General features: G+C 36.1%; 27 protein-coding genes. 6 read left to right on the top strand and 21 right to left on the bottom strand.

The window, feature by feature from the left end:
- Window positions 1-29: 29 nt before the first annotated feature.
- The 4 genes from parE to QGM71_RS03610 form a co-directional block, all read right to left on the bottom strand.
- Entirely contained in the window at window positions 30-1,982 is a 1,953-nt protein-coding gene (parE, locus tag QGM71_RS03595) for a DNA topoisomerase IV subunit B (protein ID WP_327606135.1), read from the bottom strand.
- 201 nt (window positions 1,983-2,183) lie between these two features.
- Window positions 2,184-2,603, bottom strand: a complete 420-nt coding sequence (locus tag QGM71_RS03600) for a CoA-binding protein (RefSeq protein ID WP_327606136.1) — start codon at window positions 2,601-2,603, stop codon at window positions 2,184-2,186.
- Between the two features lie 13 nt (window positions 2,604-2,616).
- The gene (locus QGM71_RS03605; protein WP_327606137.1) at window positions 2,617-4,143 is read right to left on the bottom strand and encodes an ABC transporter permease/substrate-binding protein; all 1,527 of its coding nucleotides are present in this window, start codon (window positions 4,141-4,143) and stop codon (window positions 2,617-2,619) included.
- Entirely contained in the window at window positions 4,140-5,210 is a 1,071-nt protein-coding gene (locus tag QGM71_RS03610; protein WP_327606138.1) for an ABC transporter ATP-binding protein, read from the bottom strand. The genes QGM71_RS03605 and QGM71_RS03610 overlap by 4 nt, the downstream gene beginning before the upstream one ends.
- 215 nt (window positions 5,211-5,425) lie before the next feature.
- On the opposite strand from QGM71_RS03610, the gene plsY reads away from it, so the two are divergent.
- From plsY to QGM71_RS03630, 4 genes are all read left to right on the top strand, one after another.
- Entirely contained in the window at window positions 5,426-6,007 is a 582-nt protein-coding gene (gene plsY, locus QGM71_RS03615) for a glycerol-3-phosphate 1-O-acyltransferase PlsY (RefSeq protein ID WP_327606139.1), read from the top strand.
- Between the two features lie 89 nt (window positions 6,008-6,096).
- A complete protein-coding gene (gene folE2 / locus QGM71_RS03620; RefSeq protein ID WP_327606140.1) occupies window positions 6,097-7,032 on the top strand; it encodes a GTP cyclohydrolase FolE2 in 936 nt (311 codons plus the stop codon).
- Window positions 7,033-7,046: 14 nt separating this feature from the next.
- Window positions 7,047-7,277, top strand: coding sequence for a membrane protein insertion efficiency factor YidD (yidD, locus tag QGM71_RS03625; RefSeq protein ID WP_327606141.1), 231 nt, complete (start codon window positions 7,047-7,049; stop codon window positions 7,275-7,277).
- A 39-nt stretch (window positions 7,278-7,316) separates the two neighbouring features.
- On the top strand, window positions 7,317-7,613 hold the full coding sequence (locus QGM71_RS03630; RefSeq protein WP_327606142.1) for a HesB/YadR/YfhF family protein: 297 nt from the start codon (window positions 7,317-7,319) through the stop codon (window positions 7,611-7,613).
- A gap of 534 nt (window positions 7,614-8,147) precedes the next feature.
- On the opposite strand, the gene QGM71_RS03635 is transcribed toward QGM71_RS03630, so the two are convergent.
- The 7 genes from QGM71_RS03635 to QGM71_RS03665 all read right to left on the bottom strand — a co-directional run bounded on the left by QGM71_RS03635 (window position 8,148) and on the right by QGM71_RS03665 (window position 14,526).
- Complete coding sequence (locus tag QGM71_RS03635; protein ID WP_327606143.1) at window positions 8,148-8,447, bottom strand: hypothetical protein; 300 nt, start codon at window positions 8,445-8,447, stop codon at window positions 8,148-8,150.
- 2 nt (window positions 8,448-8,449) lie between these two features.
- Complete coding sequence (locus tag QGM71_RS03640) at window positions 8,450-8,872, bottom strand: acyl-CoA thioesterase (RefSeq protein ID WP_327606144.1); 423 nt, start codon at window positions 8,870-8,872, stop codon at window positions 8,450-8,452.
- A gap of 141 nt (window positions 8,873-9,013) precedes the next feature.
- Entirely contained in the window at window positions 9,014-9,256 is a 243-nt protein-coding gene (gene tlp, locus QGM71_RS03645; RefSeq protein ID WP_327606145.1) for a small acid-soluble spore protein Tlp, read from the bottom strand.
- A gap of 172 nt (window positions 9,257-9,428) precedes the next feature.
- Window positions 9,429-9,557, bottom strand: a complete 129-nt coding sequence (locus tag QGM71_RS03650; RefSeq protein WP_327606146.1) for an FbpB family small basic protein — start codon at window positions 9,555-9,557, stop codon at window positions 9,429-9,431.
- Between the two features lie 83 nt (window positions 9,558-9,640).
- A complete protein-coding gene (locus QGM71_RS03655) occupies window positions 9,641-10,234 on the bottom strand; it encodes a redoxin domain-containing protein (protein WP_327606147.1) in 594 nt (197 codons plus the stop codon).
- Window positions 10,235-10,405: 171 nt separating this feature from the next.
- The gene (gene acnA, locus QGM71_RS03660) at window positions 10,406-13,117 is read right to left on the bottom strand and encodes an aconitate hydratase AcnA (protein WP_327606148.1); all 2,712 of its coding nucleotides are present in this window, start codon (window positions 13,115-13,117) and stop codon (window positions 10,406-10,408) included.
- Window positions 13,118-13,398: 281 nt separating this feature from the next.
- On the bottom strand, window positions 13,399-14,526 hold the full coding sequence (locus QGM71_RS03665; RefSeq protein ID WP_327606149.1) for an ATP-binding protein: 1,128 nt from the start codon (window positions 14,524-14,526) through the stop codon (window positions 13,399-13,401).
- Window positions 14,527-14,762: 236 nt separating this feature from the next.
- On the opposite strand from QGM71_RS03665, the gene QGM71_RS03670 reads away from it, so the two are divergent.
- Complete coding sequence (locus QGM71_RS03670) at window positions 14,763-15,239, top strand: DUF2621 family protein (protein WP_327606150.1); 477 nt, start codon at window positions 14,763-14,765, stop codon at window positions 15,237-15,239.
- A 47-nt stretch (window positions 15,240-15,286) separates the two neighbouring features.
- Here the strand turns inward: QGM71_RS03670 and QGM71_RS03675 are convergent, their stop codons facing one another.
- From QGM71_RS03675 to QGM71_RS03715, 9 genes are all read right to left on the bottom strand, one after another.
- A complete protein-coding gene (locus QGM71_RS03675) occupies window positions 15,287-15,760 on the bottom strand; it encodes a CcdC family protein (protein ID WP_327606151.1) in 474 nt (157 codons plus the stop codon).
- A 24-nt stretch (window positions 15,761-15,784) separates the two neighbouring features.
- The gene (locus QGM71_RS03680) at window positions 15,785-16,171 is read right to left on the bottom strand and encodes a response regulator (RefSeq protein ID WP_327606152.1); all 387 of its coding nucleotides are present in this window, start codon (window positions 16,169-16,171) and stop codon (window positions 15,785-15,787) included.
- A gap of 27 nt (window positions 16,172-16,198) precedes the next feature.
- Window positions 16,199-16,624 (bottom strand): Na(+)/H(+) antiporter subunit B, encoded by a 426-nt coding sequence (locus tag QGM71_RS03685; protein WP_327606153.1) that lies wholly within the window; start codon window positions 16,622-16,624, stop codon window positions 16,199-16,201.
- A 63-nt stretch (window positions 16,625-16,687) separates the two neighbouring features.
- A complete protein-coding gene (locus QGM71_RS03690) occupies window positions 16,688-17,392 on the bottom strand; it encodes a cytochrome c biogenesis CcdA family protein (protein ID WP_327606154.1) in 705 nt (234 codons plus the stop codon).
- A 272-nt stretch (window positions 17,393-17,664) separates the two neighbouring features.
- Window positions 17,665-17,886 (bottom strand): YneF family protein, encoded by a 222-nt coding sequence (locus QGM71_RS03695; protein ID WP_327606155.1) that lies wholly within the window; start codon window positions 17,884-17,886, stop codon window positions 17,665-17,667.
- A gap of 45 nt (window positions 17,887-17,931) precedes the next feature.
- Complete coding sequence (gene sirA / locus QGM71_RS03700; protein WP_327606156.1) at window positions 17,932-18,393, bottom strand: sporulation inhibitor of replication protein SirA; 462 nt, start codon at window positions 18,391-18,393, stop codon at window positions 17,932-17,934.
- Between the two features lie 309 nt (window positions 18,394-18,702).
- Complete coding sequence (tkt, locus tag QGM71_RS03705; RefSeq protein WP_327606157.1) at window positions 18,703-20,709, bottom strand: transketolase; 2,007 nt, start codon at window positions 20,707-20,709, stop codon at window positions 18,703-18,705.
- Between the two features lie 131 nt (window positions 20,710-20,840).
- Window positions 20,841-21,074, bottom strand: coding sequence for a DUF896 domain-containing protein (locus QGM71_RS03710; protein WP_327606158.1), 234 nt, complete (start codon window positions 21,072-21,074; stop codon window positions 20,841-20,843).
- Between the two features lie 103 nt (window positions 21,075-21,177).
- The gene (locus tag QGM71_RS03715; protein WP_327606159.1) at window positions 21,178-21,816 is read right to left on the bottom strand and encodes a YneB family resolvase-like protein; all 639 of its coding nucleotides are present in this window, start codon (window positions 21,814-21,816) and stop codon (window positions 21,178-21,180) included.
- A 190-nt stretch (window positions 21,817-22,006) separates the two neighbouring features.
- Between QGM71_RS03715 and lexA the strand changes: the two genes are divergently transcribed.
- On the top strand, window positions 22,007-22,627 hold the full coding sequence (lexA, locus tag QGM71_RS03720; protein WP_327606160.1) for a transcriptional repressor LexA: 621 nt from the start codon (window positions 22,007-22,009) through the stop codon (window positions 22,625-22,627).
- A 521-nt stretch (window positions 22,628-23,148) separates the two neighbouring features.
- Here the strand turns inward: lexA and QGM71_RS03725 are convergent.
- The gene (locus QGM71_RS03725) at window positions 23,149-24,951 is read right to left on the bottom strand and encodes an extracellular catalytic domain type 1 short-chain-length polyhydroxyalkanoate depolymerase (RefSeq protein ID WP_327606161.1); all 1,803 of its coding nucleotides are present in this window, start codon (window positions 24,949-24,951) and stop codon (window positions 23,149-23,151) included.
- Window positions 24,952-24,998: the final 47 nt, after the last annotated feature.

Below are 24,998 nucleotides of genomic sequence, written 5' to 3' on the forward strand. Positions count from 1 at the left end.
TTTAAAGAACTAAACAAGCGCTCTTGTTGTTACGTATGGATTTTGTCATTATCTAATATGTTTTCGTCTTCTTCCATACCAAAGGCTACATTATTTTCTATCCATTTCCTTCTAGGCTCTACTTTATCTCCCATCAAAGTCGTGACTCTTCGTTCAGCTCTGGCCAGATCTTCTAGGGTAACACGGATGAGTGTACGGCTTTCCGGGTTCATCGTTGTTTCCCACAACTGATCGGCGTTCATCTCACCTAAACCTTTATACCGTTGAATCATGTATCCGGTTTTAAATACTTTAATCGCCTGTTTCATTTCCTTTTCATCCCAGGCATAAATTATTTTTTCTTTTTTCCCTTTGCCTTTTGAGATTTTAAATAGAGGTGGCAATGCAATAAATATTTTACCATTTTCTATAAGTGAACGCATGTATCGATAAAAAAATGTCAGCAGTAATACTTGTATATGTGCACCATCGGTATCCGCATCAGTCATTATTATGATTTTATTATACCGGACATCTTCCAGATCAAAGTCGCCTCCTACACCAGCACCAATTGTATGGATAATTGTAGAAATCTCTTCATTCTTAAATACATCTTCCAACTTAGCTTTTTCGGTATTTATAACTTTACCTCTTAATGGCAGAACTGCTTGAAACTTTCGATCTCTTCCTTGCTTTGCAGAGCCACCCGCAGAATCACCCTCAACTAAATACAGTTCATTTTTCTTAGCATTTTTTGATTGAGCAGGTGTAAGCTTACCACTTAACATCGTATCTTTTCTACGTTTTTTCTTCCCTGTTCTAGCATCTTCCCGGGCTCTTCGTGCAGCTTCGCGGGCTTCTTTTGCACTGATGGATTTTTTTATTAATGAACCAGATATATCAGGATTTTCTTCGAGAAAGTAAGATAGTTTTTCTGAAATAACAGCATCAACTACTGATCGTGCTTCAGTTGTTCCTAATTTACCTTTCGTTTGTCCCTCAAATTGTAACTTTTCTTCAGGAATTCTTACAGAAATAATTGCTGTAAAACCTTCACGAATATCCGTTCCTTCTAAATTCTTTTCTTTTTCTTTTAATAGAGCAGTCCTTCTTGCGTATTCATTAAACGTCCGTGTAATGGCTGTACGTGCTCCCGATTCATGTGTACCTCCATCTCTGGTACGGACATGATTTACAAAGGAAAGCATACTCTCTGCATAACCATCATTAAATTGAAAGGCAAAATCAACTTCAATTCCCTGTTGTTCACCTTCAAAGGACACCACGTGATGTAAGGTATCTTTTTCTTCGTTTAAGTATTTTACAAATGCTTTTAAGCCCTCAGGATATTCATGAGTATCTTTCTCCTCTTTACGGCTGTCCACCAATTCAATTTTTAACCCTTTTAGTAAAAATGCTGATTCCCTTAATCTTTCTGATAAGGTTTCGAAATCATAAACAATGGAAGGAAATATGGTGGAATCTGGTTTAAAATGTATAATCGATCCCTTCTTTTTTGTTGGTCCTTGCTTTTCAATTGACCCAACAGGCTTACCTCCATTTTCAAACCGCTGGTAATATGTATAACCATCTCGGAAAATGGTAACATCTAGCCACTCGGACAATGCATTTACTACAGAAGCACCTACTCCATGTAAACCACCACTCGTTTTATAGCCTCCCTGCCCAAATTTACCTCCAGCATGCAAAACAGTAAAAATTACTTCCGTAGTAGGAATACCAGTGCTATGTATCCCAGTAGGTATACCTCTACCATTATCCTCAACAGAAATACTATTATCTTTATGTATAGTTACCTTAATTAAGTTTCCATATCCTGCCAAGGCTTCATCAACCGCATTATCAACTATTTCAAATACTAGATGATGTAAACCGCGTAAGTCAGTACTGCCTATATACATCCCCGGTCTTTTTCTGACTGCTTCAAGACCTTCTAGAACTTGGATCGAGTCATCACTATATGTTGCAGATTGTTTAGTCAACCCTCATCGACTCCTTTCTAAAAGTTTTATAATTAATAGTGTTCTCTTATATTAGAACGAATGTTTCCCATTGTAAATAGAAGAATTAAACTGCACAAGAATCATATTACCTTAGAACACGCTATTAAGTATACTATAACTAAAAACTTATTGTATAAAATAGAAAACAGGATGACAACTCTTTGCCATCCTGTGAAGCGCTCACTTTTTGACTAAAACAGCATGAACTACTTTAATACATAAGTCCATAACGACAGTAAAATCGCGTTCTTTCAAATAATCATATGCCTCTTGATTCACGATACCCTGTTGTGCCCAAAATACCCTGCAGTCCGTTAGTACTGCTTCTTTTGCTATCTCAGGCAGAAACTCCGGTCTTCTGAACACATTAATAATATCTACTTTTTCAGGGATATCTCTTAGTGATGGATAAGCTTTTTCTCCCAGAACTTCCTTTACCGTTGGATTCACTGGAATAATTTTGTATCCACTTTCCTGCATAATTTTTGAAACTTGATAAGACGTTCTGCCAGGGTCGTCAGACAGACCTACTACTGCAATCGTATGAGCTGATTCCAAAACTTCCTTAATCTTTTCATTCGTTGGATTATCCCAAGACATTCATGCATCCTCCTCAATTTTCAAGTAAATCCTTTTCTACTAAGAATTTCCTCGCCACTTCATATGGCGATTTATCTTCATAATCCACTTCGTAATTCATTTGACGCATTTCATCGTCTGTTATCCTGCCGCCGAGCTGATTTAATACTTCTTCCAGTTCAGGAAACCTCTCCAGTGTATCTTCACGTAACAAAGGCGCACCCTGGTAGGGAGGAAATAGATTTTCAGAATCATTTAAAGTTACTAAATCTAACTCTATCATATAACTGTCCGTTGCGTAAGCATCTATTATATCTACGTCTCCATTTGACAGAGCATCTTGTCGAATGCCCGGTTCCATGGTCCGTACGTTTCCGAGACTGAGATTATAAATATCCTGCATACCTACATAGCCATCGTATCTATCGTTGAATTCTAACGTAAAGCCCGCTGTTATTTGTTCCTCTATTTGCTTTAAGTCGCCAATATCCTCCAATCCATACTGCTCTGCAAGTTCTTTCGTAGTACTAACCGTATACGTATTATTAAACATCATTGGTTCTAAAAGAGTCATATTATATTTTTCCTTCATACCCTGTCGTGCCTGTTCATATACTTCAGTGGAATTATTGCTTACGGCATCCTCCTCTAAGTGTGTAACAATAACCGTACCTGTAAACTCAGGGAACATATCGATACTGCCTTGTTGAAGTGCAGTAAAAACGAATGCTGTCTTACCAAGACCAGGTTCAAGCTCAACATTTAAATCTGTTTCCTCTTCAATTAATAATTTATACATGTTTATTAGGATGGCAGGCTCTGATCCTAGTTTCCCTCCAATAACTAAATCTGGATCTTTTGAAGTATTCATAAAGAAAGGTGAAACTACTATAAGAATTGCAATAACCAGCATAGCAATAAATGATTTGAATCCAGCTCGCTTGGAAATATGCTCGAATCCTCTTAAAATTACATCCAGAAAAATTGCCAATAATGCTGCGGGTATAGCCCCTAATAAAATAAGATTAACATCTGCTCCGCGATCAAGTCCTAATAATATTATTTTTCCTAGGCCCCCTGCACCAATAAGGGCAGCGATTGTCGTTGTTCCAACAATAAGAACCATAGAAGTACGAATACCTGCCATGATTACTGGCATAGCAATAGGTAGCTCTATTTTAGTTAAACGCTTTAGTGAATTCATTCCCATCCCTGTAGCTGCCTCTTTTAAAGCTGGATCCACTTCCTTAATACCTGTATAAGCATTTCTTAATATTGGCAGTAAACCATATGCTGCTAAGGCTATTATCGCAGGCGTTGTTCCGATACCAAAAAAAGGAATTAAAAAAGCCAATACTGCCAAACTCGGTATCGTTTGCATGATGGCAGAAACCCCAATAACAGGTTCTGCTACACGAGGATATCTAGTTAAAAGTAAACCTAACGGAACTGCAATGACTATAGCAATAATTAAGGAGATTAAGGAGATTTGCAAGTGTTCCCATATCGTTTCCAGCAGCATGTCCTGTCTGTTTTGAAAAACGGAGATAAATTCACTCATGATTGCATAACTCCATTTTCAATTTTTGTTTTACTCCTCAAATACATAACGATATCCTTATTACTTATAACCCCTACTACTGCCTGGTCTTTCAAAACAGGAAATAACGATTGCTCTTTTGTCTGCTGAATTATTTCTGTTGCTTTATATAAAGGCAAATCATTAGGTAATGTCGTAATGTCAACTTTAATTCCGTTATTTATTGCTCCTGCATACGTATTATTTTCATTACAGATGATATACATACCTGAATTGGAATACGCACCTTCTGTATAACTTTTTTTCGAAATTACATTGCTTTTTGATTGATCAGCGATTACATCAATTGCAGTTTGCCAAGGAGATTTCCGCTCACCAATAAAGTCCTTAACAAATTGATTTCCTGGATTCAGAATTAGTTCTTGAGGGGTATCAATTTGCACAATCTCCCCATCCTTCATTAAACAAACCTTATCTCCTAATGCCATTGCCTCGTCCATATCATGCGTTACAAATACGATTGTTTTTTGTATTTCTTTTTGTAACTTACGAATATCCTTTTGCAACTGCTCTCTACTTATGGGGTCGAGGGCGCTGAAAGGCTCATCCATTAAAATAATATCCGGATCTGCTGCCAATGCTCTGATTACTCCAACTCGTTGCTGTTGTCCACCTGACAGTTCTCTTGGCATTCTCTTTAGAAATGTAACTGAATCGAGCCCAACCATTTCTAGAAGTTCTTCTGTTCTTTTTCGTATATCACTGCGTTTCCATTTTTTCATTTCTGGCACAAGAGAAATATTCTCCTCAACTGTTAGGTGTGGGAACAGAGCGATTTCTTGTAATACATAGCCAATATTCCACCGTAGTTCATGAATATTATACTCGTTTATATTCTTATTATTTATGTAGATGGTCCCTGATGTCGGTTTAATTAAACGATTGATCATCTTCATTGATGTTGTTTTCCCACACCCACTCGGACCAATCAAGGTTACAATCTCTCCATTTTCAACCTTCAATGAAAAATTTTTAATAGCTGTTGTACCATCTTGATATATCTTATTTACATTTTCAAACTCAATCATTGTCTTTTCTCCTTCACTACAGCCTTAAAAGAATGAGTGCTATCTATCACCCTACTTTATACCCTCTTTAACGTATCTCCAAACATTTACAGACTTTTTTCACTATATCTTGATAAGGAATATATTTATGGTTCTTTCCACGCGTACTTCGTGCTAAAATAAGGAACAGAAGCATTATTATATTCTATTTTATAATTAGGAAAGAAGGAAGAAACATGGAATATATTTTATTTGGTATTATTGCATATCTACTAGGTTCCATACCATCTGCGCTACTGGTAGGAAAGATTGGGTATAACATTGACATTCGGCAGCATGGAAGTGGAAACTTAGGTGCTACGAACACTTTCCGTGTGCTGGGAGTTAAGGCTGGAGTCATTGTCACTTTAGCGGATATACTAAAAGGTACGGTTGCTACTTTAATCCCACTCTTATTTGATGCAGAAGTATATCGTTTAGTTATTGGCTTATTTGCAGTTTTCGGTCATACATACCCTGTTTTTGCCAAATTTAAGGGTGGTAAAGCAGTCGCAACATCAGCAGGAATTATCCTGGGTATTAATCCATTATTATTTATTATTATTGTTTTATCTTTTATAGTAACACTTTATATTTCGAAATATGTATCACTATCGTCCATGATTACAAGCGTAATAGCTATTATTGTCTCTATCATCCTGCAAGATACCGGACTGATTATTGTTACTATACTTCTTGCTGCTTTTGTTTTTTACAGGCATAGTGAAAACCTGAAGCGAATTAAGAATAAAACAGAGCCAAAAATAAAATGGATGTAAATGAATAAGAGTAAAAAACCAATAAATTGAATATTAATAGTGTCTTAAGTATACTTGTGTTTAGCTATATAGAGAAAGGGGATTATGTGATGAATAAAACAAAAACATTCCCACTAAAACAATTACCAAACAAGGAACAACGACATAAATTATTTGGCTCTGTCATGCCAATAGAAAAAACCAAACCTGTTGAAAAAAATAAAATGGCAGACTTACAAAATGTAAAGAGAGATTTCTTATTTGATTTGGATGCAGTTGGTGTTTCGAATGTTAAGCATCCTATTACGGTTTACAGTAAATTAAAGCCTGCTACTCAAACAACCATAGGCACATTCTATTTCGCATCGAGTTTAAATAACACGAGTAAAGGTACGAATATGAGTCGCTTTACAGAGCAGTTAAATCATTATCATACAAAAGGATTCATCTCCGACTTTACTTCTCTTAAATCATTTACAGAGGAGTTGGCCGTTCGGCTTGAACAAAAGGATGCAACACTAGAAGTTACCTTCCCATGGTTTTATGAAAGAAAAGCACCACAATCTGGGTTGGGAGGAATGAACCATGCTGAGGTTACCATGAAAGTGGTTTATGAAAAAGATAAAGGATTTACCTTGAGTGCGAGCCTCTCAGTATTAATTACAACCCTATGCCCTTGTTCAAAAGAAATCAGTGAATATAGTGCACACAATCAACGTGGTAGGGTTACTATGGAAGTATCTTTCACAGATGATTATGATGACACGATAGTCGATTGGAAAGAGGCCTTGTTAGATGCTGCCGAGAGTAATGCCAGCGCCAGGCTTCACCCTGTGTTAAAAAGACCGGATGAAAAAATGATTACCGAACAAGCATACGAAAACCCCCGTTTTGTAGAGGATATGGTTCGTTTGGTTGCAGCAGATTTATATGAAATGACCGATATAACTAAATTTAAAGTTTATTGCAGGAATGAAGAATCCATTCATATGCATGACGCTATTGCTTCAGTTAGTTATGACAAATTAAACTATGACTTTAAATGAAAAGGATCCTGACTATGAAATATATCTTTATTGGAATAATTAAATTTTACCGCAAGGCAATTAGTCCGATAAAACCTCCTACTTGCCGTTTTTATCCAAGCTGTTCCGAATATGGACTGGAGTCCTTCAGGCGATTTGGTGCCTTGAAAGGGGGATATTTAACTATTAAAAGAATAAGTAAATGTCATCCCTTTCACCATGGAGGAGTAGATTTAGTACCTGAAAGAAAGAATTATAAACGGTGATTGCAAATATGTTATTAACCTAAAAGGAGCTGACCTTCATTGCAACTATTGATAAGTAAAGAAGCTGCCAAATGGTATAAAAGTGAGTTGGATATAAAAGATACCGCTGAACATATCAGATTTTATACAAGGTACGGTTTTGGAGGACATATTCCTGGATTTTCACTAGGCATCAGCATGGATAAGCCAATAGATATATATACATCAACAACTATAGAGGATATAACGTTTTTCGTAGAAGGTAAGGACGCATGGTATTTTGAGGGATACGATCTTAAAATAAACATGAACCGGAAATTACAGGAACCAGAGTTTAAATATATTGATAAAGAATAACTGACAAGGTCATACGTCGTTATAAGAAAGCTCTTTTCGCAGCTAGAATAGCTTTCGTTCAGGGTGAGAGGAACTCAATGAAACGTTGATTTTATAGCCGATAAAACAAAAAACCTATATCCGCGCAGGCGGAAAATACAGACTAAAAATAACAAACCTCTTTCCCCCAGCAGATTAACCTGGTTTTATAATTTTTCCAATTATTTCTTACCTGACTTAGAACAAAAGCGCAGGGCGCCCGGATAGGGACGTACAGAGGTGAAAGAAGTCTCGCTAGTCCCTGGGCGCTGGCCGATGAAAACGCCACGTCCTTGAAAAGGAAAAGCACTTTTCCTGCGTGCGATGTATCTCATAGATGCTTTACCTTATCCTGTGGCTTCATCGGCACTAGGACGTCCTGGGACTGCGCTGCTCGTCCCACCGAAAACAATTGTCCGTCGAAGCTGGACGTGGTTGTTTAAGTGTAAGAATTAATTGCAGCCAAAAATCTATACTTTCTTACCTTATAAAAAAGGCGTTACACTAATGCCTTTTTTATAAGTCAAATCTCCTGATATGCTCCCGTTGGTTCTCCTTGCACAGTATTTCCTTTTGACGATCACCAAACAAATCGAAATGCGGGTACAAATCATCCATATGAATCCAATTTGGTTGAAGATTGTACTTTTTTCCCCATGTTTTTAATTTTTTGAGGTTACTACACCCTACTTTGGTAACAGTATTACAATGAGGAAATCGGTCATCGAGCCAGTAGTGAGTAAGGAAGGCTATTTCTCCAGATGTAACATTTTTCTTCCATTCTAAAAGTTCTTCTTTTTTTATTCCAAAAGCCATCGTTATTCCCCTTTATATTGATTTAAATAGGCTTTATGCCAGTCTGGGAAAGCTTTTCTTAATGATAATGGTCTAAAGTTATCTTTCCTTACAATAACATGCTGGGTCTGACCACTCACAGCTATTTCATCATCTGTATTTAAAATATGGTATGCATAAACCGTTCGAATACCATCATACTTTTCCAGCCATGTTTCAATGGTAACTTTTTCTCCGTATCGGATTGGTTTTTTAAAAGAAATTTCTGCATTCGTTACAGGTGAGACAATATTGTTTTTTTCCATGTCTGCATAGTTAAATCCAAGAAATTCAATGTATTTTGTTCTACCTATTTCAAACCAAACCAGATAGTTTGCATGATAAACAACACCCATTTGATCTGTTTCCTGATACCTTACATCGATAGTTGTACGAACTTTATTCAAGTTTTATCCCCCTAATTAATTCGTTCCATTCATATAATAACATAAAGTTAGAGGAAAATAATCAAGAGAGACCTATATGATTTTCCCCAAATAAAAGGAGAACCTGCACCCCAAAATATGGAATAAAGGTTCTCCTCTCTTTTATTTTAATTGATCCTGATCTCTGTATTCGTCTTTAATTTCATGACGCATACCTTCTATCGCTTCCTCACGACGTTTGTTTTTTGCTTTAATTTGCTCTTTCTCTTCACCAGAGGAAAACTTCATAGTGTCATGTGCCTCTTCAATATTCTCAATCGTATTTTGCACCATATTTTGAAGCTTTTCCACATTGTCACTACGATCATCCGGTTTGGGCTGTGGCCTTCTATTATGTTCAGTCATCGCTATTCTCCTTTCTAAATAGAACTACTACTATCTTTTCTCGAATAGCTGTTCCTATACCAGAAAAAAATGGTTCTAAGGAAATGACTGTCATCTTTTGTCTAATAAATTATTAAAAACAGACATAAGAAAAAGCCTCTCCCACATTATAGCCAGAGGAAGAAGCTCAAAATCACTTAACTTTCTTTTGTTTTAATGATTGATGCATTTTCATTTCCAGATTCTGTTCAATTTTTTCCATAAGTAAGTGATCCTTCATAATTTGCTGACGGTTTTCCTGAACTAAATCATCAAACGTCATTCTTTTTTTTAGAGAAATGGCTAATCACCCCTTTTACATGCAGTATTGCCATTTCCTCTAATATTTATAATAATGTAAAGAAATTAATTTAATGAATTAACCATATCTTCCATAAATTCATAAGTCATAACTCCGACTTTTCTTGGTTGCTGGATTGTTCCTTCTGTTCCTATAAAATAGGTCGTGGGGACCGCAATTCCACCTCTATATTCATCACTTACTTTTAAACTACGGTCTAAAAGGATTGGGTACGTGTAATTATACTCATCTATATAATTATGCACATCATTTTCCTTCATTTCTGTACCTGTTAAATTTACAGCCAATATTTCAACACTTTCCCCGTGCTCATCATAAAAATCCTGCATTTCGGGCATTTCTTCACGACATGGACCACACCACGTAGCCCAAAAATTCAATATTACTTTTTTGCCACGGTAATCTGATAATTTCACTATCGTACCATCAATTGTTTCCAGCTCAAAATCTGGAGCCACCTCACCTGGTTGAATTCCTGAGCTTTCGGCAGGTGCTATAGCACCACCTTCCGTATTTATGTCTCCACTACTATTATATTCACTGGAATTATTAGATTCAGAGTTTTGTTGCACAAAATTCACTAATACTATACCTGCTAATACAAGTAAAATGGCCATGCCGATTAATTGCTTATACATCTCGATTCTCCTTCATCATACTAAAAGAAATAGACGATCTATATAAAATGGTATGTTCTTTTTGATGCTTTGTAAAGATAAACTCCTCATTGTTCGGAAAAAATTCATTAGTTTATAAAAATACGCCTGCACTAAAAATGTGCAGGCGTATTTTCTTGCATTTTATACTTTTTATGCTTTCATTTTATCGCGCAGTACCATGCGTAATATACCACCATGACGATAGTAGTCAATTTCAACTTCACTGTCAAAGCGTGCAACAGCTTTGAATTTAGTTGTTTTTCCATTTTCGTCAACTGCAGTAATATTCACTAGGTCCTGTGGGCGAACATCTTCGTTTATTTCAATATTGAATGTTTCTCTACCTGTTAATCCAAGCTTAACAGCACTTTGTCCCTTTTCGAACTGTAATGGCAGTACACCCATCATCACAAGGTTCGAACGGTGGATACGTTCAAAGCTCTCGGCAATTACCGTCTTAATACCCAGTAAGTTTGTCCCTTTAGCAGCCCAGTCACGTGAAGATCCCATACCGTAATCTTTACCACCCATAACAATTAATTCAGTACCATCTTGTTGATACTTCATAGCAGCGTCATAAATTGGCATTACTTCTTCAGTTGGCCAATATGTGGTATAACCACCTTCTGTACCTGGTGCCAGCAAGTTGCGGATACGGATGTTTGCGAAAGTCCCCCGCATCATTATTTCATGATTCCCACGACGTGAACCGTAAGAATTGAAGTTTCTAGGCGAAACCCCTTTTTCCTGCAAATGTTTTCCTGCAGGCATGTCTTTTGCAATAGCTCCTGCTGGAGAAATATGATCCGTAGTGACTGAATCTCCAAAACTACCAATTGCACGTAATTTATTTAATGGCTTGACAGTACCTGCTTCTTTTGATAGTCCTTCAAAGAATGGAGGATTTTGAATATATGTTGATTCATTATCCCATTCGAATAAAGGCTCATCTGTTGTGTCAATTGCATTCCATTTTTCATTGGATTGGAATACATTTTCATATTCTTTGCGGAAAATCTCAGGTGTAACAACATTTTCAACTTGTTCTTTTATTTCTTCCATCGTAGGCCAAATGTCATTCATATAGATTGGATTTCCATCTTTATCTGTTCCGAGAGCTTCTTTAGTAAGATCTATATCTACAGTACCAGCTAATGCATATGCAACTACCAATGGCGGAGATGCTAGGTAATTAGCCTTGACTAATGGATGGATACGCCCTTCAAAGTTACGGTTGCCGGATAGTACAGAGGATACAGTTAAATCGCTATCGACAATTGCTTTCTCGATTTCTTCACGTAGTGGACCAGAGTTACCAATACATGTTGTACATCCATATCCAACCAAGTTGAATCCTAATTGATTAAGGTAAGGCATCAAACCGGAATCATCCAGGTAACGTGTAACTACCTTAGATCCAGGAGCCAGTGATGTTTTTACATAATCAGGTACTACTAACCCTTTTTCAACTGCTTTTTTAGCAAGTAGCCCAGCACCCAACATTACATATGGGTTGGATGTGTTGGTACATGAAGTAATTGCAGCAATTGCTAATGCTCCTGTTTTCATAACAGATGTATTGCCATTAGGATGTTCTACCGTTACTTCTTTATCGAAGACTGACTTATCCATACCAAATCCTTGGTTACCTTCAGGTGCAGTAATTGCTTTGTTAAACTCTTTTTTCATATTTGATAAAGCAATTAAATCCTGAGGACGCTTTGGACCGGATAGATTTGGTTCTAAGTCGGAAAGATTTATTTCAATAATCTCTGTGTATTCAGGATCTGCCTGATCTGGAGAATACCATAGATCATTCTCTTTGCAATATTGTTCTACCAAATCAATCTGTTCTTCATCTCGTCCTGTTAGACGCAGGTAATTTAATGATTCCTCGTCTACAGGGAAGAAACCACAGGTAGCACCATACTCAGGAGCCATATTTGAAATTGTCGCACGGTCAGCTAAAGGCATATCCTGTAGTCCAGGACCGAAGTATTCGACAAATTTACCGACTACATTTTCATTGCGTAAAACCTGTGTTACTTTAAGTGCCAAGTCAGTAGCTGTTGTTCCGTTAGGGAAGCTGCCTGTGAATTTCACTCCGATAACTTCTGGTGCAGGGAAGTAAGATGGTTGACCCAGCATGCCAGCTTCTGCTTCAATTCCACCGACACCCCAGCCAAGAACTCCTAATCCGTTAATCATCGTTGTATGGGAGTCCGTTCCAACAAGTGTGTCAGGATATGCATCGTACTCTCCATTGTCATTTTCTATTCCGTGAACTACATTTGCAATGTACTCCAGGTTAACCTGGTGAACAATCCCTGTTGCGGGTGGTACAGCACGATAGTTATCAAAAGCTTTTTGTGCCCAATTCAAAAACTCATAACGCTCAGCGTTACGTTCAAATTCCAGGTCCATATTCGCTTTAAGTGCAGTAGATGTTCCGTATTGATCAACTTGTACTGAATGGTCAATAACTAGGTCAACTGGTACTTCAGGGTTAATTTTATTAGGTTCTCCACCCATATCCACCATTGCCTTGCGAAGTGATGCTAGATCGACAACAGCAGGAACTCCTGTGAAATCTTGTAAAATTACGCGTGATGGTTTAAAGGGTACATCTACTCCGATGCCTTCCTTTGTCCCCCATTGTAAAAGTCTTTCTACATGCTCATCTTTAATCTGATGACCGTCATGCTGACGAATCAATGATTCTAGTAAAACACGAATAGAAAATGGTAAACGTGAAACCTTACCTAATCCATTTTCTTCTAATACTTTCAGATGATAATAGTTGTACGTTTTTCCATTTAATTCAAATTGTTTTTTAGCATTAAATGCATTACTATTCCCCATGTTGTTACCCCTTTCGCTCATGTTTTTCGCCATATCTATGTATATTTATTTCATATATACGTAAATATGGCAAAAAAATAAAATTAATTCCAATTCAAATACTCTAATACTAACCAACTGTATTAAAGTATTACCTACTTATATATCTTAAATCAAAACGTCATATAAAACAAACGTTACATGTTTGTTACTATATATTAAAAACTTATGTAATTGCATAACTATTAGTTATACGTATTTAATAATTGGTAAAGCGTTGATTATACAATGATTTTTTATTTTCATATAGTAGTAGAGAAAATAATTTGAAATGTACTCCCTACCGTATCATTTTTGTTTATTTTCAGCTCTGCACCATGACGCTCCAGTATTTGTTTCGTTATCATTAATCCTAAACCTGTGCCCGTTTGTTTTGTAGTAAAGAATGGTTCTCCTAACTTATGAATTATCTCCTCTGGTATTCCCGGTCCCTCATCAACTATATTTATTTCACTATGTGCTTTATTAGAGTCTGCTGCTATCTTCACAGTACCTGGTTCATCCATTGCTTCAATCGCGTTTTTCACCAGATTAATAAGAACCTGCTTGATTTGAGAACGATCACAATAAATAAACTCCTTTTCAGAGACGAAGCATTCAATTTTTATAGTTTTTAATTTGGCTTGTGGCTCAAGTAAAATAACTACATCGTCGATCATTTTTTTTACGGACTCCACTTTTTTGTTATCAGTTAATGGTTTTGATATAAACAGTAATTCCGATGTAATGGATTCCATTTTTTCTATTTCTTCTATCATAATATTGTAATACTCTTCCTTTCGGTTAACTCCTGCCTGTAAGAGCTGCAAGAACCCTTTTAAGGAGGTCAAAGGATTTCGTATTTCATGAGCAATACCTGCAGCCAGCTGACCGGCTACTGACATTTTTTCGGAGCGAATCATCATTTCCTCCGCTTGTTTTTTATCTGTAATATCTTTGAGTGTCGAAATAAAATATGTCTTACAATTTTCATCTTTTACTTTAGCTACCGTACATTCAGACCATATGTATTTCCCTCGGCTATCTAGTATATTAACCTTAAATAGTTGAGTTTTATTAAGTTGATTTTCGAATTTATTTTTTATGTAACTTACATCTTCAGGTGAAATTTTGTCGTACCAGTGAGTACCTCGCAGATCAATAGTTTTGTAACCTAATAACTGTTCAATTGACTGAGAGATGAAGAGGATTCTTCCATCATGCCCCCACACCGTTATGATATCATTGCTGTTCTGTTCGACCCATCTAAGTATAAATGGAGGGAGTGACGATAGGTCGGGAAAGTCTTTTTGAATATTTTTATTATCTGGAATTTTTGGAGTTTGTTCGCCATTATCAGTTCCATTACTAAGATCTTCTTCAAAACCCACCATATATCCCCCTTTTCACAAAAAGTTACATTAATAATCATTTATCTCTATAATTATGATATAACGCAGTTGTATATGACTCTTGTTTGTAAGATTTGTGCTAATATAATATAATTAATGATACATCATTAGTATGTTTCAGTACATCCAATTATTGTAATAGTACTATAACTATAGCAAAAAATAAATTAAATATTTCTGTGAACTAGAATACTTAAGCGAAATAGGGTGAAATTATGGGCATTTTTGTCGATTTACTTATTATACTGTGGGGATTTTTAATGATAGGGTTCATGGCAATTGGCGGATTCTTTATGTTTCGTAAATTTTTAAAAAAGATGCCAAAGGAAGATGGTAAATCGATGATGGACTGGGAAGAATATTACATGGAACAAACGAAGCATATGTGGAAAAATGACGAAAAGAAACTCTTAGAAGAGTTAGTTTCTCCAGTACCTGAGTTGTTTAGAGATGTAGCAAAACATAAAATAGCGAGCAAAATTGGTGAAGTTGCATTAAAAAAAGATAGAGAAAGAATTACTCAGGATATCTTGATAGAAGGTTATATTATAGCTACACCGAAAAGAGACCATAAGTTTCTTAGGAAAAAATTGAGCCAGAAAGAAATAGATGTTACCCCATACGAGCATTTTTTTGAACAATCGAAGGACGATTATTCAACGGCTAGGCGGGTTAATCATAAAAGTAAATAATGAGGATAAATAAAAAAAGCGTCTATACCAAGAAGGTAGACGCTTTTTTAAGTCACTATATTTACCTTTTTCTCAAGTTGAATATATTGATAGAGCATAGATACCCGCCAGGTTATAATCATTCCAAATGCCAGGATAAAGAACATCCCACTTGTTTCACCAAAAGAAATGGTACTTCCGATTGCTAGTTTGAAAATTATCCTAAAAAGCAAAAGCCCAAATAATATAAAAATAAATGATTTAGACGGTATCAAGTAAATATCTTTATTACGCACTTCGAATTTAGAGGTTTTGATCAGAAATATGGAACAAATTATTCCAACACTAATCGCTTCAATGAATTGGACCCAGCTAATTTGAAATTCCGGAAAAACAAACATAAAAGCTCCCGTGCTCATAAATAAAGGTGGTAAGATAATTTTCTTAACAGAGGCTGGTTTTTTTGAAGCTTTTAAACGCATAAATATCATAGTAATAGCCATAAAAGCAGCAACGATTGTACTAGCTACCAACCAAAACATATTAGAATCACTCTCTCTTGCAGCTTAGTTACTTGTGATGATCTGATCGCAACTATTTAGTATACGATTTACAGTATCAAGCACAATAGTTTCATCAAATGGCTTGACTATAAAATCTTTGGCACCTGATTCAATAGCGTCAACGACTACCTTTTGTTGACCCATTGCTGAACAGACAACAATTTTTGCTTCACGATCAATATTTATAATATTGTTAATAGCATCTATACCATTCATTACAGGCATTGTAATGTCCATTGTAACTAAATCTGGTTTTAATTCTTTGTATAACCTTATTGCTTCTTCTCCATCCTCTGCTTCACCAATAATCTCATGATTTGCTTTTTTTAAGATGGTCCCCAGCGTTACGCGCATAAACTTAGCATCATCGACTATAAGTATTTTTGCCATTAGATTTTTTCTCCCCCCCCATATAATTTACTGATCAGTTGCAATAGTTAAAATTATCGTAATCATTACACCTACTACAGTTAAGTATACACCAATGTCAAATATCATGGCCGTTGCTAACTCAATTTCACCAAAAAGAGGGATCGTAAAATAATCAAAGGTTTGAGTTAAAAAAGGAACTCCAAATAAAAATGACGCCATACCTGTACCTAATGCGATGGCTAATCCTATCGGAATCAACGTAAGAAAGTTTATCGGTAGCATCTTTTTAACCGCTTCGATACCATAGGCCATATACATCAGCAGTACTGCACCGGATGTCATCAATCCACCAACAAATCCTCCACCAGGGGAATTATGCCCTGCTATCAATAGGTATACAGCAAATCCTAATAAAATAAAGGCTATTAAGGAAGTAGTTGTGCGTAATACAATATCATTAGTTTTATACATTAAACGTTCTCCTTTGTAGCTTATCTATTTACTAATAATAATACAAAACAAGGAAAATATCCATTAAAACCCCATAAATCCAAACCAACCTGCCAAGAAGGATGTCAATTTAGTCATCAAATCAAAAAATAATGCTATTCCCATGAAAATCATTACATAACCACCAATGGTGACTAGTTTGATACTATGTTTCTTAATCCATTTTAATTTGCCTATAAATAAGGAAAGCAGCAAGAATGGAATAGAAAAGCCTAATATATAGCTAATCATCATAATCATGCCAATATCCGGGTTTGTAGCAGCTAATGAGAGAACAATTGCTAAAATAGGACCAGTACATGGCGTCCAACCTAATGAGAAAGCCATACCAATAAGGAATGAACCTGCAAATCCAGCAGGTCGGTTTTTAAATGTTATCTTCTTATCTTTCATTAAAAATTTGAAGTTAAATATCCCTACAATAACAAGGCCAAAAAATATAATTAGAATAGAACCTATTTGTCTTATAATGTCTTGGTAGGTCATTAGAAACTCTGATATAAATGATGTCGTAAAACCAAGCATAATGAAAATACTTGAAAATCCAAGTAAAAAGAAGATGGTATGCAGCAATGCTTTTTTATTGACCTTCTTATTTTCTTCATTTATTTCACTTACACTCATTCCGGTAATGTAAGATAAAAAGGCTGGATAAAGTGGTAATACACATGGTGATATAAATGATAAAAATCCGGCACCAAAAGCAAGAAATATATTAATTTCAGACATGTAAAATCCTCCTAAGTTCATCGGTATATCTACTACCTATTCTAACAAACAAATCAATCCCAACCGTGAGTTATTATGACAATAAAGTGAAACTCCAGATATGTTCATTGTAAATAATATGCAGCTACCGGCAATTAGACTAGTTTTTAGCTAATTTATATAGCGTGATGTAAGATTACCTTCGGTGAACAATTATAAAATACCCCTTACTATTTTAGATAGAAAGGGGTATGGTGGAATGTTTGCGTAACATGTTAAGAATTAATAATTGCTTATTTCTCAGATTGATTATTCATTGCACGCATCATTTGATTAATTTTCTTCTGCGATGGTTTTTGTCCCATTTGCATCATTAACGTACGAAGCATTTGCTCGTTAATTGGTGGATTCTTTTTTAAATAACTCATCATATATCTTCTTGCAATAAAAAATCCAAGAGCAACACCAGCTATTAATGCTGCTGTAGCTATTAATATTACCCAAATCGTGCCCATGTCAAGCTTTCCCCCTTCATGTTGTTTCTTATACAGTATAGTAAATTAAAGATAAGAATACAATACTTGTTCACTTTGATAGTTACTTGTTAGAATCATTGGTGAAATCCAGCCAAAGTTACTCAGATTATTTCCAGTTATAAATAATAATGGCTGAAAACAACGTAACATTGGAAATAGTAGTTCCTCTGCATCTTGTAATGTTTTACAACGAAATTTTAAATGTTTTCTTTCTATATGTAAAGATATACATCTTAAATTTCTATATATTTTAATACTCGTACCTTTTATCTCTATCCTAATGTCATGTGTGTAATAATCTTCAATATGCGAAATCAATTTATCTGAAGGAAAAGTATTTGTTATATAAAAATATTGGGATTCAAGATCCTCTCTATTCTTACTGTTTTGGTAATCTCTTAAAAATCGAAATAATATATCACTTTTACGATAATAATGATTTGCTATTTCTTCCCTTATCCAAAAAACAGAATACTCATACACCATAGTACTTTTCCCCCTTTACCATTTATTATACGTAATCCATTTCAAAATAATGTCAGTTTATATTGCGAAAACACACTAGTTTTGTCGATCGTATAATAAATAGTGACGAAACGTCAGGAAAGGGCAGAAAAAGTTTATAATGAACCAATACGAAGTCCTTATTTATCCTGTGGGATCAAGTGAAAAAGATCGGTTGTTGATCTATTATAAGGAGCTAAAAGATACATGTTTCGGCAACTAATTTAGTAGAGCTTCAATTTTTTCCCCTTAAAAAAGGTAGATCCTGATCCAGGATCTACCTTATGAATACTATTTCAGCAAGGATTCCACTTGTTTAACTACATTCTCAACAGTGAATCCATATTCTTCAATTACTTTTTCTCCTTTAGCAGATGCTCCAAAGGTATCTATTCCGATGATTTTTCCTTTATCGCCAACATAACGTTCCCAGCCGAATGGTGAAGCCATTTCAACTGCAAGACGAGCTTTGACTCCTGAAGGAATCACTTCGTTTTTGTATGCTTCATCCTGTGCATTGAAACGGTCCCAGGAAGGCATACTTACGACTCTGGCATCTATACCTTTATTTTTAAGTTCCTTTTGTGAAGCAACTGCTAATTGGACTTCTGACCCTGTTGCTAATAAAAGTACGTCAGGGGTTTCCTTCTCAGAATTACTAATTACATAAGCACCCTTTTTAACACCTTCGTACGCATTCTCTTTTGTTCCTTCAAGGGTAGGCAAGTTCTGTCTTGTTAACACTAGGGCAGTTGGAGTATCTTCTGATTCCAGTGCTAATCGCCATGCAGCTTGTGTTTCGTTGCCGTCTGCGGGACGAATTAATGATAAGCCTGGCATTACGCGTAATGCAGCTAAATGTTCTACAGGTTCATGAGTTGGGCCATCTTCGCCTACAGCAATAGAATCATGTGTAAACACATAAGTAACAGGTGTGTTCATGATGGAAGATAGGCGAACTGCAGGTCGTAAATAGTCACTGAAGACAAAGAATGTACCAGCATATACTTTTAAGCCACCATGCAGTGCCATACCGTTTAGTGCTGCTCCCATCGCATGTTCACGTACACCAAACCATACATTCCTTCCTGCATAGTTCTTACGGGAGAAATCTTCTTCATTGTTAATAGTTGTTTTGTTTGATCCAGCTAAATCAGCACTACCACCAAAGAAGCTTGGCACTGTTTTTGCTATTGCATTAAGAACTTCACCTGATGAGGCTCTTGTAGCAAGATTATGTTCACCAGGTTCGTATACTGGCAAGTTCTTATCCCAATCTGCGGGTAACTTACCACTCATCGCAAGCTCCAGTTCTTCTGCGGTATCCGGGTATTTTTCTTTATATGTTTCCAGGAGCTGGTTCCAGTTATCCTCTGCATCTGATCCTAACTTAACAATTTTTTCTTTAAAGTCTGTGTATACTTCATCAGGCACATGGAAGTCCTCTTCATAAGTCCATTTATAGTAATCTTTTGTTAATTTAACTTCGTCCCCACCAAGTGGTGCACCGTGTGATGCAGCTGAAGCTGATTTATTTGGCGAGCCATACCCTATGACTGTTTTCACTTCGATTAAGGTTGGTTGGTCTAAGTTATCCTGAGCTTCTTTAATAGCATTTCTTAAGTCATTTACATTGTTACCATCTTCTACACGAATAACCTGCCATCCATACGCTTTAAAACGCTCCTCTGTATTATCAGAGAAAGAACGGTTCAATTCACCATCCAGCGAAATATCATTTGAATCATATAAAGCAATTAATTTACCAAGACCAAGGTGTCCGGCCAATGATGCTGACTCATGGGAAATACCTTCCATTAAATCACCATCACTAACAAGTGCATACGTGAAATGGTCAACTATAGAAATATCATCCTTATTAAATTTAGCCGCAAGATGTGCTTCAGCCATTGCCATTCCAACAGACATTGCAAGTCCTTGTCCTAATGGTCCTGTAGTCGCTTCTACACCATCTGTGTGGTTTACTTCTGGATGACCTGGTGTCTTAGAATCCCACTGGCGGAAATTCTTAAGGTCGTTCATCGTTACGTTATAACCAGATAAATGCAATAAGCTGTATAGAAGCATGGAACCATGCCCCGCTGAAAGCACAAAACGGTCTCTATTAAACCACTTTGAGTTTTTTGGATTATGGTTCATGAAATCCGTCCATAATGTATAGGCCATTGGAGCAGCACCCATGGGCAGGCCAGGATGACCTGAATTTGCATTTTCAATTGCATCAATAGATAATGTACGAATCGTGTTGATTGATTGTTGCTCGATGTTGTTCGACATATTTTTTATTTACTCCCTTCGCTTTTAAAGACTAATTAACCTTCTTCATTCTATAACGAAACATTCTTTCTAACAAGCAATAACAAGAAGGAGACATCTTGCCTCCTGATTATGCTAAAATAAGCACATTTCTAATGTTTTTTATTTCTTTCTTGTAAATCTCTTACTTTTTGCGGGGTGACATCATTACCCTCCGGATCCATAACCGTCATAGATTTAAATTGATTTTTAAATGAACTGCGTACATTGTTTAAATATTGTTCGCGTAGATTTTTCTGCTCTACTTTCTCCTCATCCGTTAAGCCTTCATTTTTTGCTTTTTTAGCCAATATATTTATACGTTCCAATCTATCTTTTGATAGCATATATGTTTAACCTCCTAAACGAGTTACGTATTATCTGTTGATAGAAAAGACAAGGACAAATGAAGTCCTTGTCTCTTAATTTTACCTTTCGAATGAGTTATATTCAAGTATTTAGAAACTCCTGATACCTCCGATTAACTGTTGCTTTAGATACGGAATACCCCAGCCCATTTAATGTATTAGTTATCTCCTCAAAGGTTAGATTGCTTTTTCGCAGACGTACGACCTCTTCAATAGGGAATTCTATTCTTTCTCTGCCAGGCGCCTTTCCTTTATTAGATAGATTTTTGCTTGGGTCATACCCATCGACTATAGCTTTTTTCATTCCTCTCTTTATTTTTGCATTATGTATTTTTCGTTGATATTCTTCTACTATCCCAACAATTTGCAGAACCATAGAATCAGACTCGGACAATACTAGCTCACCATTATTTATGGCAGTATAAACACGAATGTCTAATTTTTGCAATTGATGAAATAACGCAATCTTAGTATTCCCCCTGCCTAACCTTGTTTCATCTTGAATGAGTAAGCAATCTGCTTTATGAGAGGAAAAATAATCAAGCATCTCAAAAATCCCTTCTCGTTCTATTTCATATCCGCTTTGTTTTTCTTCTATACATTGAACAATAGTGATATTATGATTTGTAGCTAATCTGGTTAGCTCTTGTTTCTGCCTTCTCAATGATGATTCCTGCTCTTCTTTATCTGTACTGACACGGCTATATATAATTGCTTTCAACATGAATTCTCCTTATCAAAATTTATTAGTTGCCAGGTAATATAGAATAATCTCTGTCCTTCTATTCCCCCTCTATATATAATACCAAACGAACGTACGAACGCGTCAATTTTTCGAACGAATGTTTGCTTTATGTTATTTCAAATGGTAAACTACTAGTAATAAATCCTAAGCGTGAGGTGTTTGATAGATGACTAAACTTTCCAAAAGACAGGAAATGATACTTGATTATATTAAAGACGAAGTTGACAAAAAAGGTTATCCCCCTTCTGTGCGGGAGATAGCTGAAGCAGTAGGACTTGCATCAAGTTCTACCGTTCATGGCCACCTTTCCCGAATAGAAGGCAAGGGTTATATCAGACGTGATCCGACAAAACCGAGAGCTATTGAAGTTCTAAAGATGTCTGGGGACAATATTCCAAGAGAAGAAGCGCGTTATGCCCCGGTAATTGGGAAAGTCACTGCCGGGCTGCCTATTACTGCTGTCGAGAATATTGAAGAATTCATACCATTACCAACCTCCAGTGCCGGCCCTGATGATAATTTATTTGTTCTAGTTATTGAAGGAGAAAGTATGATAGAAGCCGGTATTCTTAATGGGGATATGGTCATAGTAAAACAGCAGAACACTGCTGAGAACAGCGATATTGTTGTCGCTATGACAGAAGAAGACGAAGCAACAGTTAAGCGTTTCTTTAAAGAAAAAGACCATTTTCGTTTGCAACCTGAAAATTCTACAATGGAACCTCTAATTTATCAAAATGTAACCATCTTAGGTAAAGTGATCGGTCTATATCGAACTATTCAGTAAAAGATCTGCCATTAGATGGCAGGTCTTTTTTGAAACTATAGAATTTGTGGCCTGTGGGATAGCAAACAAAGCTATTTACCCATTTCGTAATAAATATAGGAGTGTTACTTATTTTTTTGACTAGTGAGAAAAGAGTAAATACATTCTAGTTTTTCTAGCTCTTCGCTTTTTTTATACTTCTTATTGGCTAAATAGAAATCCTAAACGAAGTTTTCTTGTTAAGCGGAAAATCATACTGTCATCCCAACGTTTTTTGTATATACGGATTGCCTAATTTAGTTGGTGAAAACGACTCCTACGATTACTCGTTAAAAGAGAGTGTCATCCGCGTTTACATTATCTGTTAGGAAACCCCCACTTCAAAAACGGATTTTTAAGTGGGGGGAGGTTCATATTAGTGCTTGGATTATCAGTTGGAATCATCATTATCTATTTATTAAAAACATCGAAATATAGAGTCCTTAATGAAAACAGCCCTCTCTTAACAGTATGAGAAAGGGCTGTTTATGATGTTATATTTATTACTCTAATTCAACTTCAACGTATGGGGCATAGTCTGGATTTTCCTCTTTATAAAATTCAATTAAATTTCTGTTAAACCCAGGCACAGTCTCTGCTTGTAATCTAAGTTGGTTTAATCCAACCTGATTAAAAATGTCCGAAGGCAGGTCAATAACCATCCTTCCACCATCACTAGTTGGAATACTTGAAATTGACGCTACAGACGTTTTACTAGTGGTTGCTAGAAAGTCTTGTTGTTCGAGTTTTGAACTGGAACCGAAATAGCCTTCTTTAGAATCGATAGATATTTTGTTCACAGTTCCATTGCTTGTTTTCGTAAATAAAACTAACTTTGCCGATTTAATTGTTTGATCAGATAAGGACGATGTATCAAAAGATAATATTGTACGAAATGTATCTGTATTGTACATTCCTTTATCTCCAACTTTTAATTGACGATTACTTAAACCATCTGCCGTAAGTCTACCTACAAAACCACTTTCTTCTGATTGAATGAAGATCTTTTGATTATCTGATTGTTCTTTTATAATTGTATATTCTTCGGTCTTAATGTCCTCTTCAATCATATTTTCATCTACTGTAAAAAATTTTAGTACAGTTGATTTATTAATTACGATTGGTTCTGTATATACGAATGAATCTTTTGTTGGCTCCGTACCGTCTATTGTATAATATGTTGTCCCTTCTCGATCAACGTTCAATTCTACTGTTACACTATCAATAAATTCTCCACCCCTAGGATGTGCAACAGTAGTCGGTTTATTAATTTCAGGATCTTCCGGATCAGGATCATCTGGGTCAGGATCAGTTTCTCCACCACTCATTGTTCTGGATTTAAAAAAGTTCCACATTCTTTCACTAGCATTTGGACCATTAGGATCAGTATAGCTCCCTTGGTAACTTCCACCAGACCACGCATGACCCATTCCTTGAACTACATACTTTTCTAAAATTGTTTGTTCCGTAGTATTTTTATAAATATACTGTGTATAACTTCGTCCGTTAGGAACTTGATGTTGTATCGTTTCGGATGGTGTTTCACTAATTGAATTTTTATCACTATATACTAAGTTATTCGTTCTAATCCATTGAGTTATTACTTGGTCTCCGTTTATAGGTCGGACGGTGAAATCGTTCGTACCATGAAAAACGATAACAGGGACAATTCTAGCATGTGATCCCATTGCTTCATAGGCTAATTGACCTTGTTGCTCAGGGTTTGGACCACCGTTCATCATTGCTGAAAATGCTTCGTTTGAATTAACTGCGGCTTTATATTCTAGCCCTGAAGCGATTCCGATCGCTGTAAACACATCTGGGTAAGTAGCCCCCATTATTACGCTCATAGCACCGCCAGCCGATAAGCCTGTAACGTATACACGCTCTTCTTCAATACTAAATTCACTTTTCACATTTTGTACCATTCCAGCAATAATGGATGGTTCTCCTGACCCTCTTTCTTGGTGATGTGGTTCGAACCAATTCCAACAATTTGATGTATTAGCGCTTGATGGTTGTTCTGGATATAGAACAATGAAATTTTCATTCTCAGCTATTTGATTCATTTCTGTACCAGCTGCAAATTGGTCCGCATCTTGTGTACACCCGTGCAACATGACTACTAAAGGAACTTCAGCATTTGAATCATATGTCGAGGGAACATATAATTTATAAGATTTTCCACTATGAAAGAACTTATTAAAGCTAGCTGCCGAAACTTCCCCAACCTCAACCTTTACAAATAAACATACAATTGTGAGGGACAATAAGACTACTGTTACACGGGAAACAATGTGAAACATTTTACCAACTCCTTTACAGTAATTAAAGCGCTTTCAATTAAACGCAA

The organism is Virgibacillus tibetensis, from assembly GCF_036026595.1.
Taxonomy (GTDB): domain Bacteria; phylum Bacillota; class Bacilli; order Bacillales; family Amphibacillaceae; genus Virgibacillus_P; species Virgibacillus_P tibetensis.

Coding starts and splice junctions, on each gene's coding strand:
- lexA (WP_327606160.1), top strand. CDS start 22,007: ATGACTAAACTTTCCAAAAGACAGGAAATGATACTTGATTATATTAAA.
- folE2 (WP_327606140.1), top strand. CDS start 6,097: ATGAATAAAACAAAAACATTCCCACTAAAACAATTACCAAACAAGGAA.
- plsY (WP_327606139.1), top strand. CDS start 5,426: ATGGAATATATTTTATTTGGTATTATTGCATATCTACTAGGTTCCATA.
- QGM71_RS03710 (WP_327606158.1), bottom strand. CDS start 21,074: ATGCTATCAAAAGATAGATTGGAACGTATAAATATATTGGCTAAAAAA.
- QGM71_RS03690 (WP_327606154.1), bottom strand. CDS start 17,392: ATGTCTGAAATTAATATATTTCTTGCTTTTGGTGCCGGATTTTTATCA.
- sirA (WP_327606156.1), bottom strand. CDS start 18,393: ATGGTGTATGAGTATTCTGTTTTTTGGATAAGGGAAGAAATAGCAAAT.
- QGM71_RS03670 (WP_327606150.1), top strand. CDS start 14,763: ATGGGCATTTTTGTCGATTTACTTATTATACTGTGGGGATTTTTAATG.
- QGM71_RS03685 (WP_327606153.1), bottom strand. CDS start 16,624: ATGTATAAAACTAATGATATTGTATTACGCACAACTACTTCCTTAATA.
- tkt (WP_327606157.1), bottom strand. CDS start 20,709: ATGTCGAACAACATCGAGCAACAATCAATCAACACGATTCGTACATTA.
- QGM71_RS03655 (WP_327606147.1), bottom strand. CDS start 10,234: ATGTATAAGCAATTAATCGGCATGGCCATTTTACTTGTATTAGCAGGT.
- QGM71_RS03650 (WP_327606146.1), bottom strand. CDS start 9,557: ATGACGTTTGATGATTTAGTTCAGGAAAACCGTCAGCAAATTATGAAG.
- QGM71_RS03725 (WP_327606161.1), bottom strand. CDS start 24,951: ATGTTTCACATTGTTTCCCGTGTAACAGTAGTCTTATTGTCCCTCACA.
- QGM71_RS03610 (WP_327606138.1), bottom strand. CDS start 5,210: ATGATTGAGTTTGAAAATGTAAATAAGATATATCAAGATGGTACAACA.
- QGM71_RS03635 (WP_327606143.1), bottom strand. CDS start 8,447: ATGGCTTTTGGAATAAAAAAAGAAGAACTTTTAGAATGGAAGAAAAAT.
- QGM71_RS03680 (WP_327606152.1), bottom strand. CDS start 16,171: ATGGCAAAAATACTTATAGTCGATGATGCTAAGTTTATGCGCGTAACG.
- QGM71_RS03675 (WP_327606151.1), bottom strand. CDS start 15,760: ATGTTTTGGTTGGTAGCTAGTACAATCGTTGCTGCTTTTATGGCTATT.
- tlp (WP_327606145.1), bottom strand. CDS start 9,256: ATGACTGAACATAATAGAAGGCCACAGCCCAAACCGGATGATCGTAGT.
- QGM71_RS03605 (WP_327606137.1), bottom strand. CDS start 4,143: ATGAGTGAATTTATCTCCGTTTTTCAAAACAGACAGGACATGCTGCTG.
- acnA (WP_327606148.1), bottom strand. CDS start 13,117: ATGGGGAATAGTAATGCATTTAATGCTAAAAAACAATTTGAATTAAAT.
- QGM71_RS03695 (WP_327606155.1), bottom strand. CDS start 17,886: ATGGGCACGATTTGGGTAATATTAATAGCTACAGCAGCATTAATAGCT.
- QGM71_RS03600 (WP_327606136.1), bottom strand. CDS start 2,603: ATGTCTTGGGATAATCCAACGAATGAAAAGATTAAGGAAGTTTTGGAA.
- yidD (WP_327606141.1), top strand. CDS start 7,047: ATGAAATATATCTTTATTGGAATAATTAAATTTTACCGCAAGGCAATT.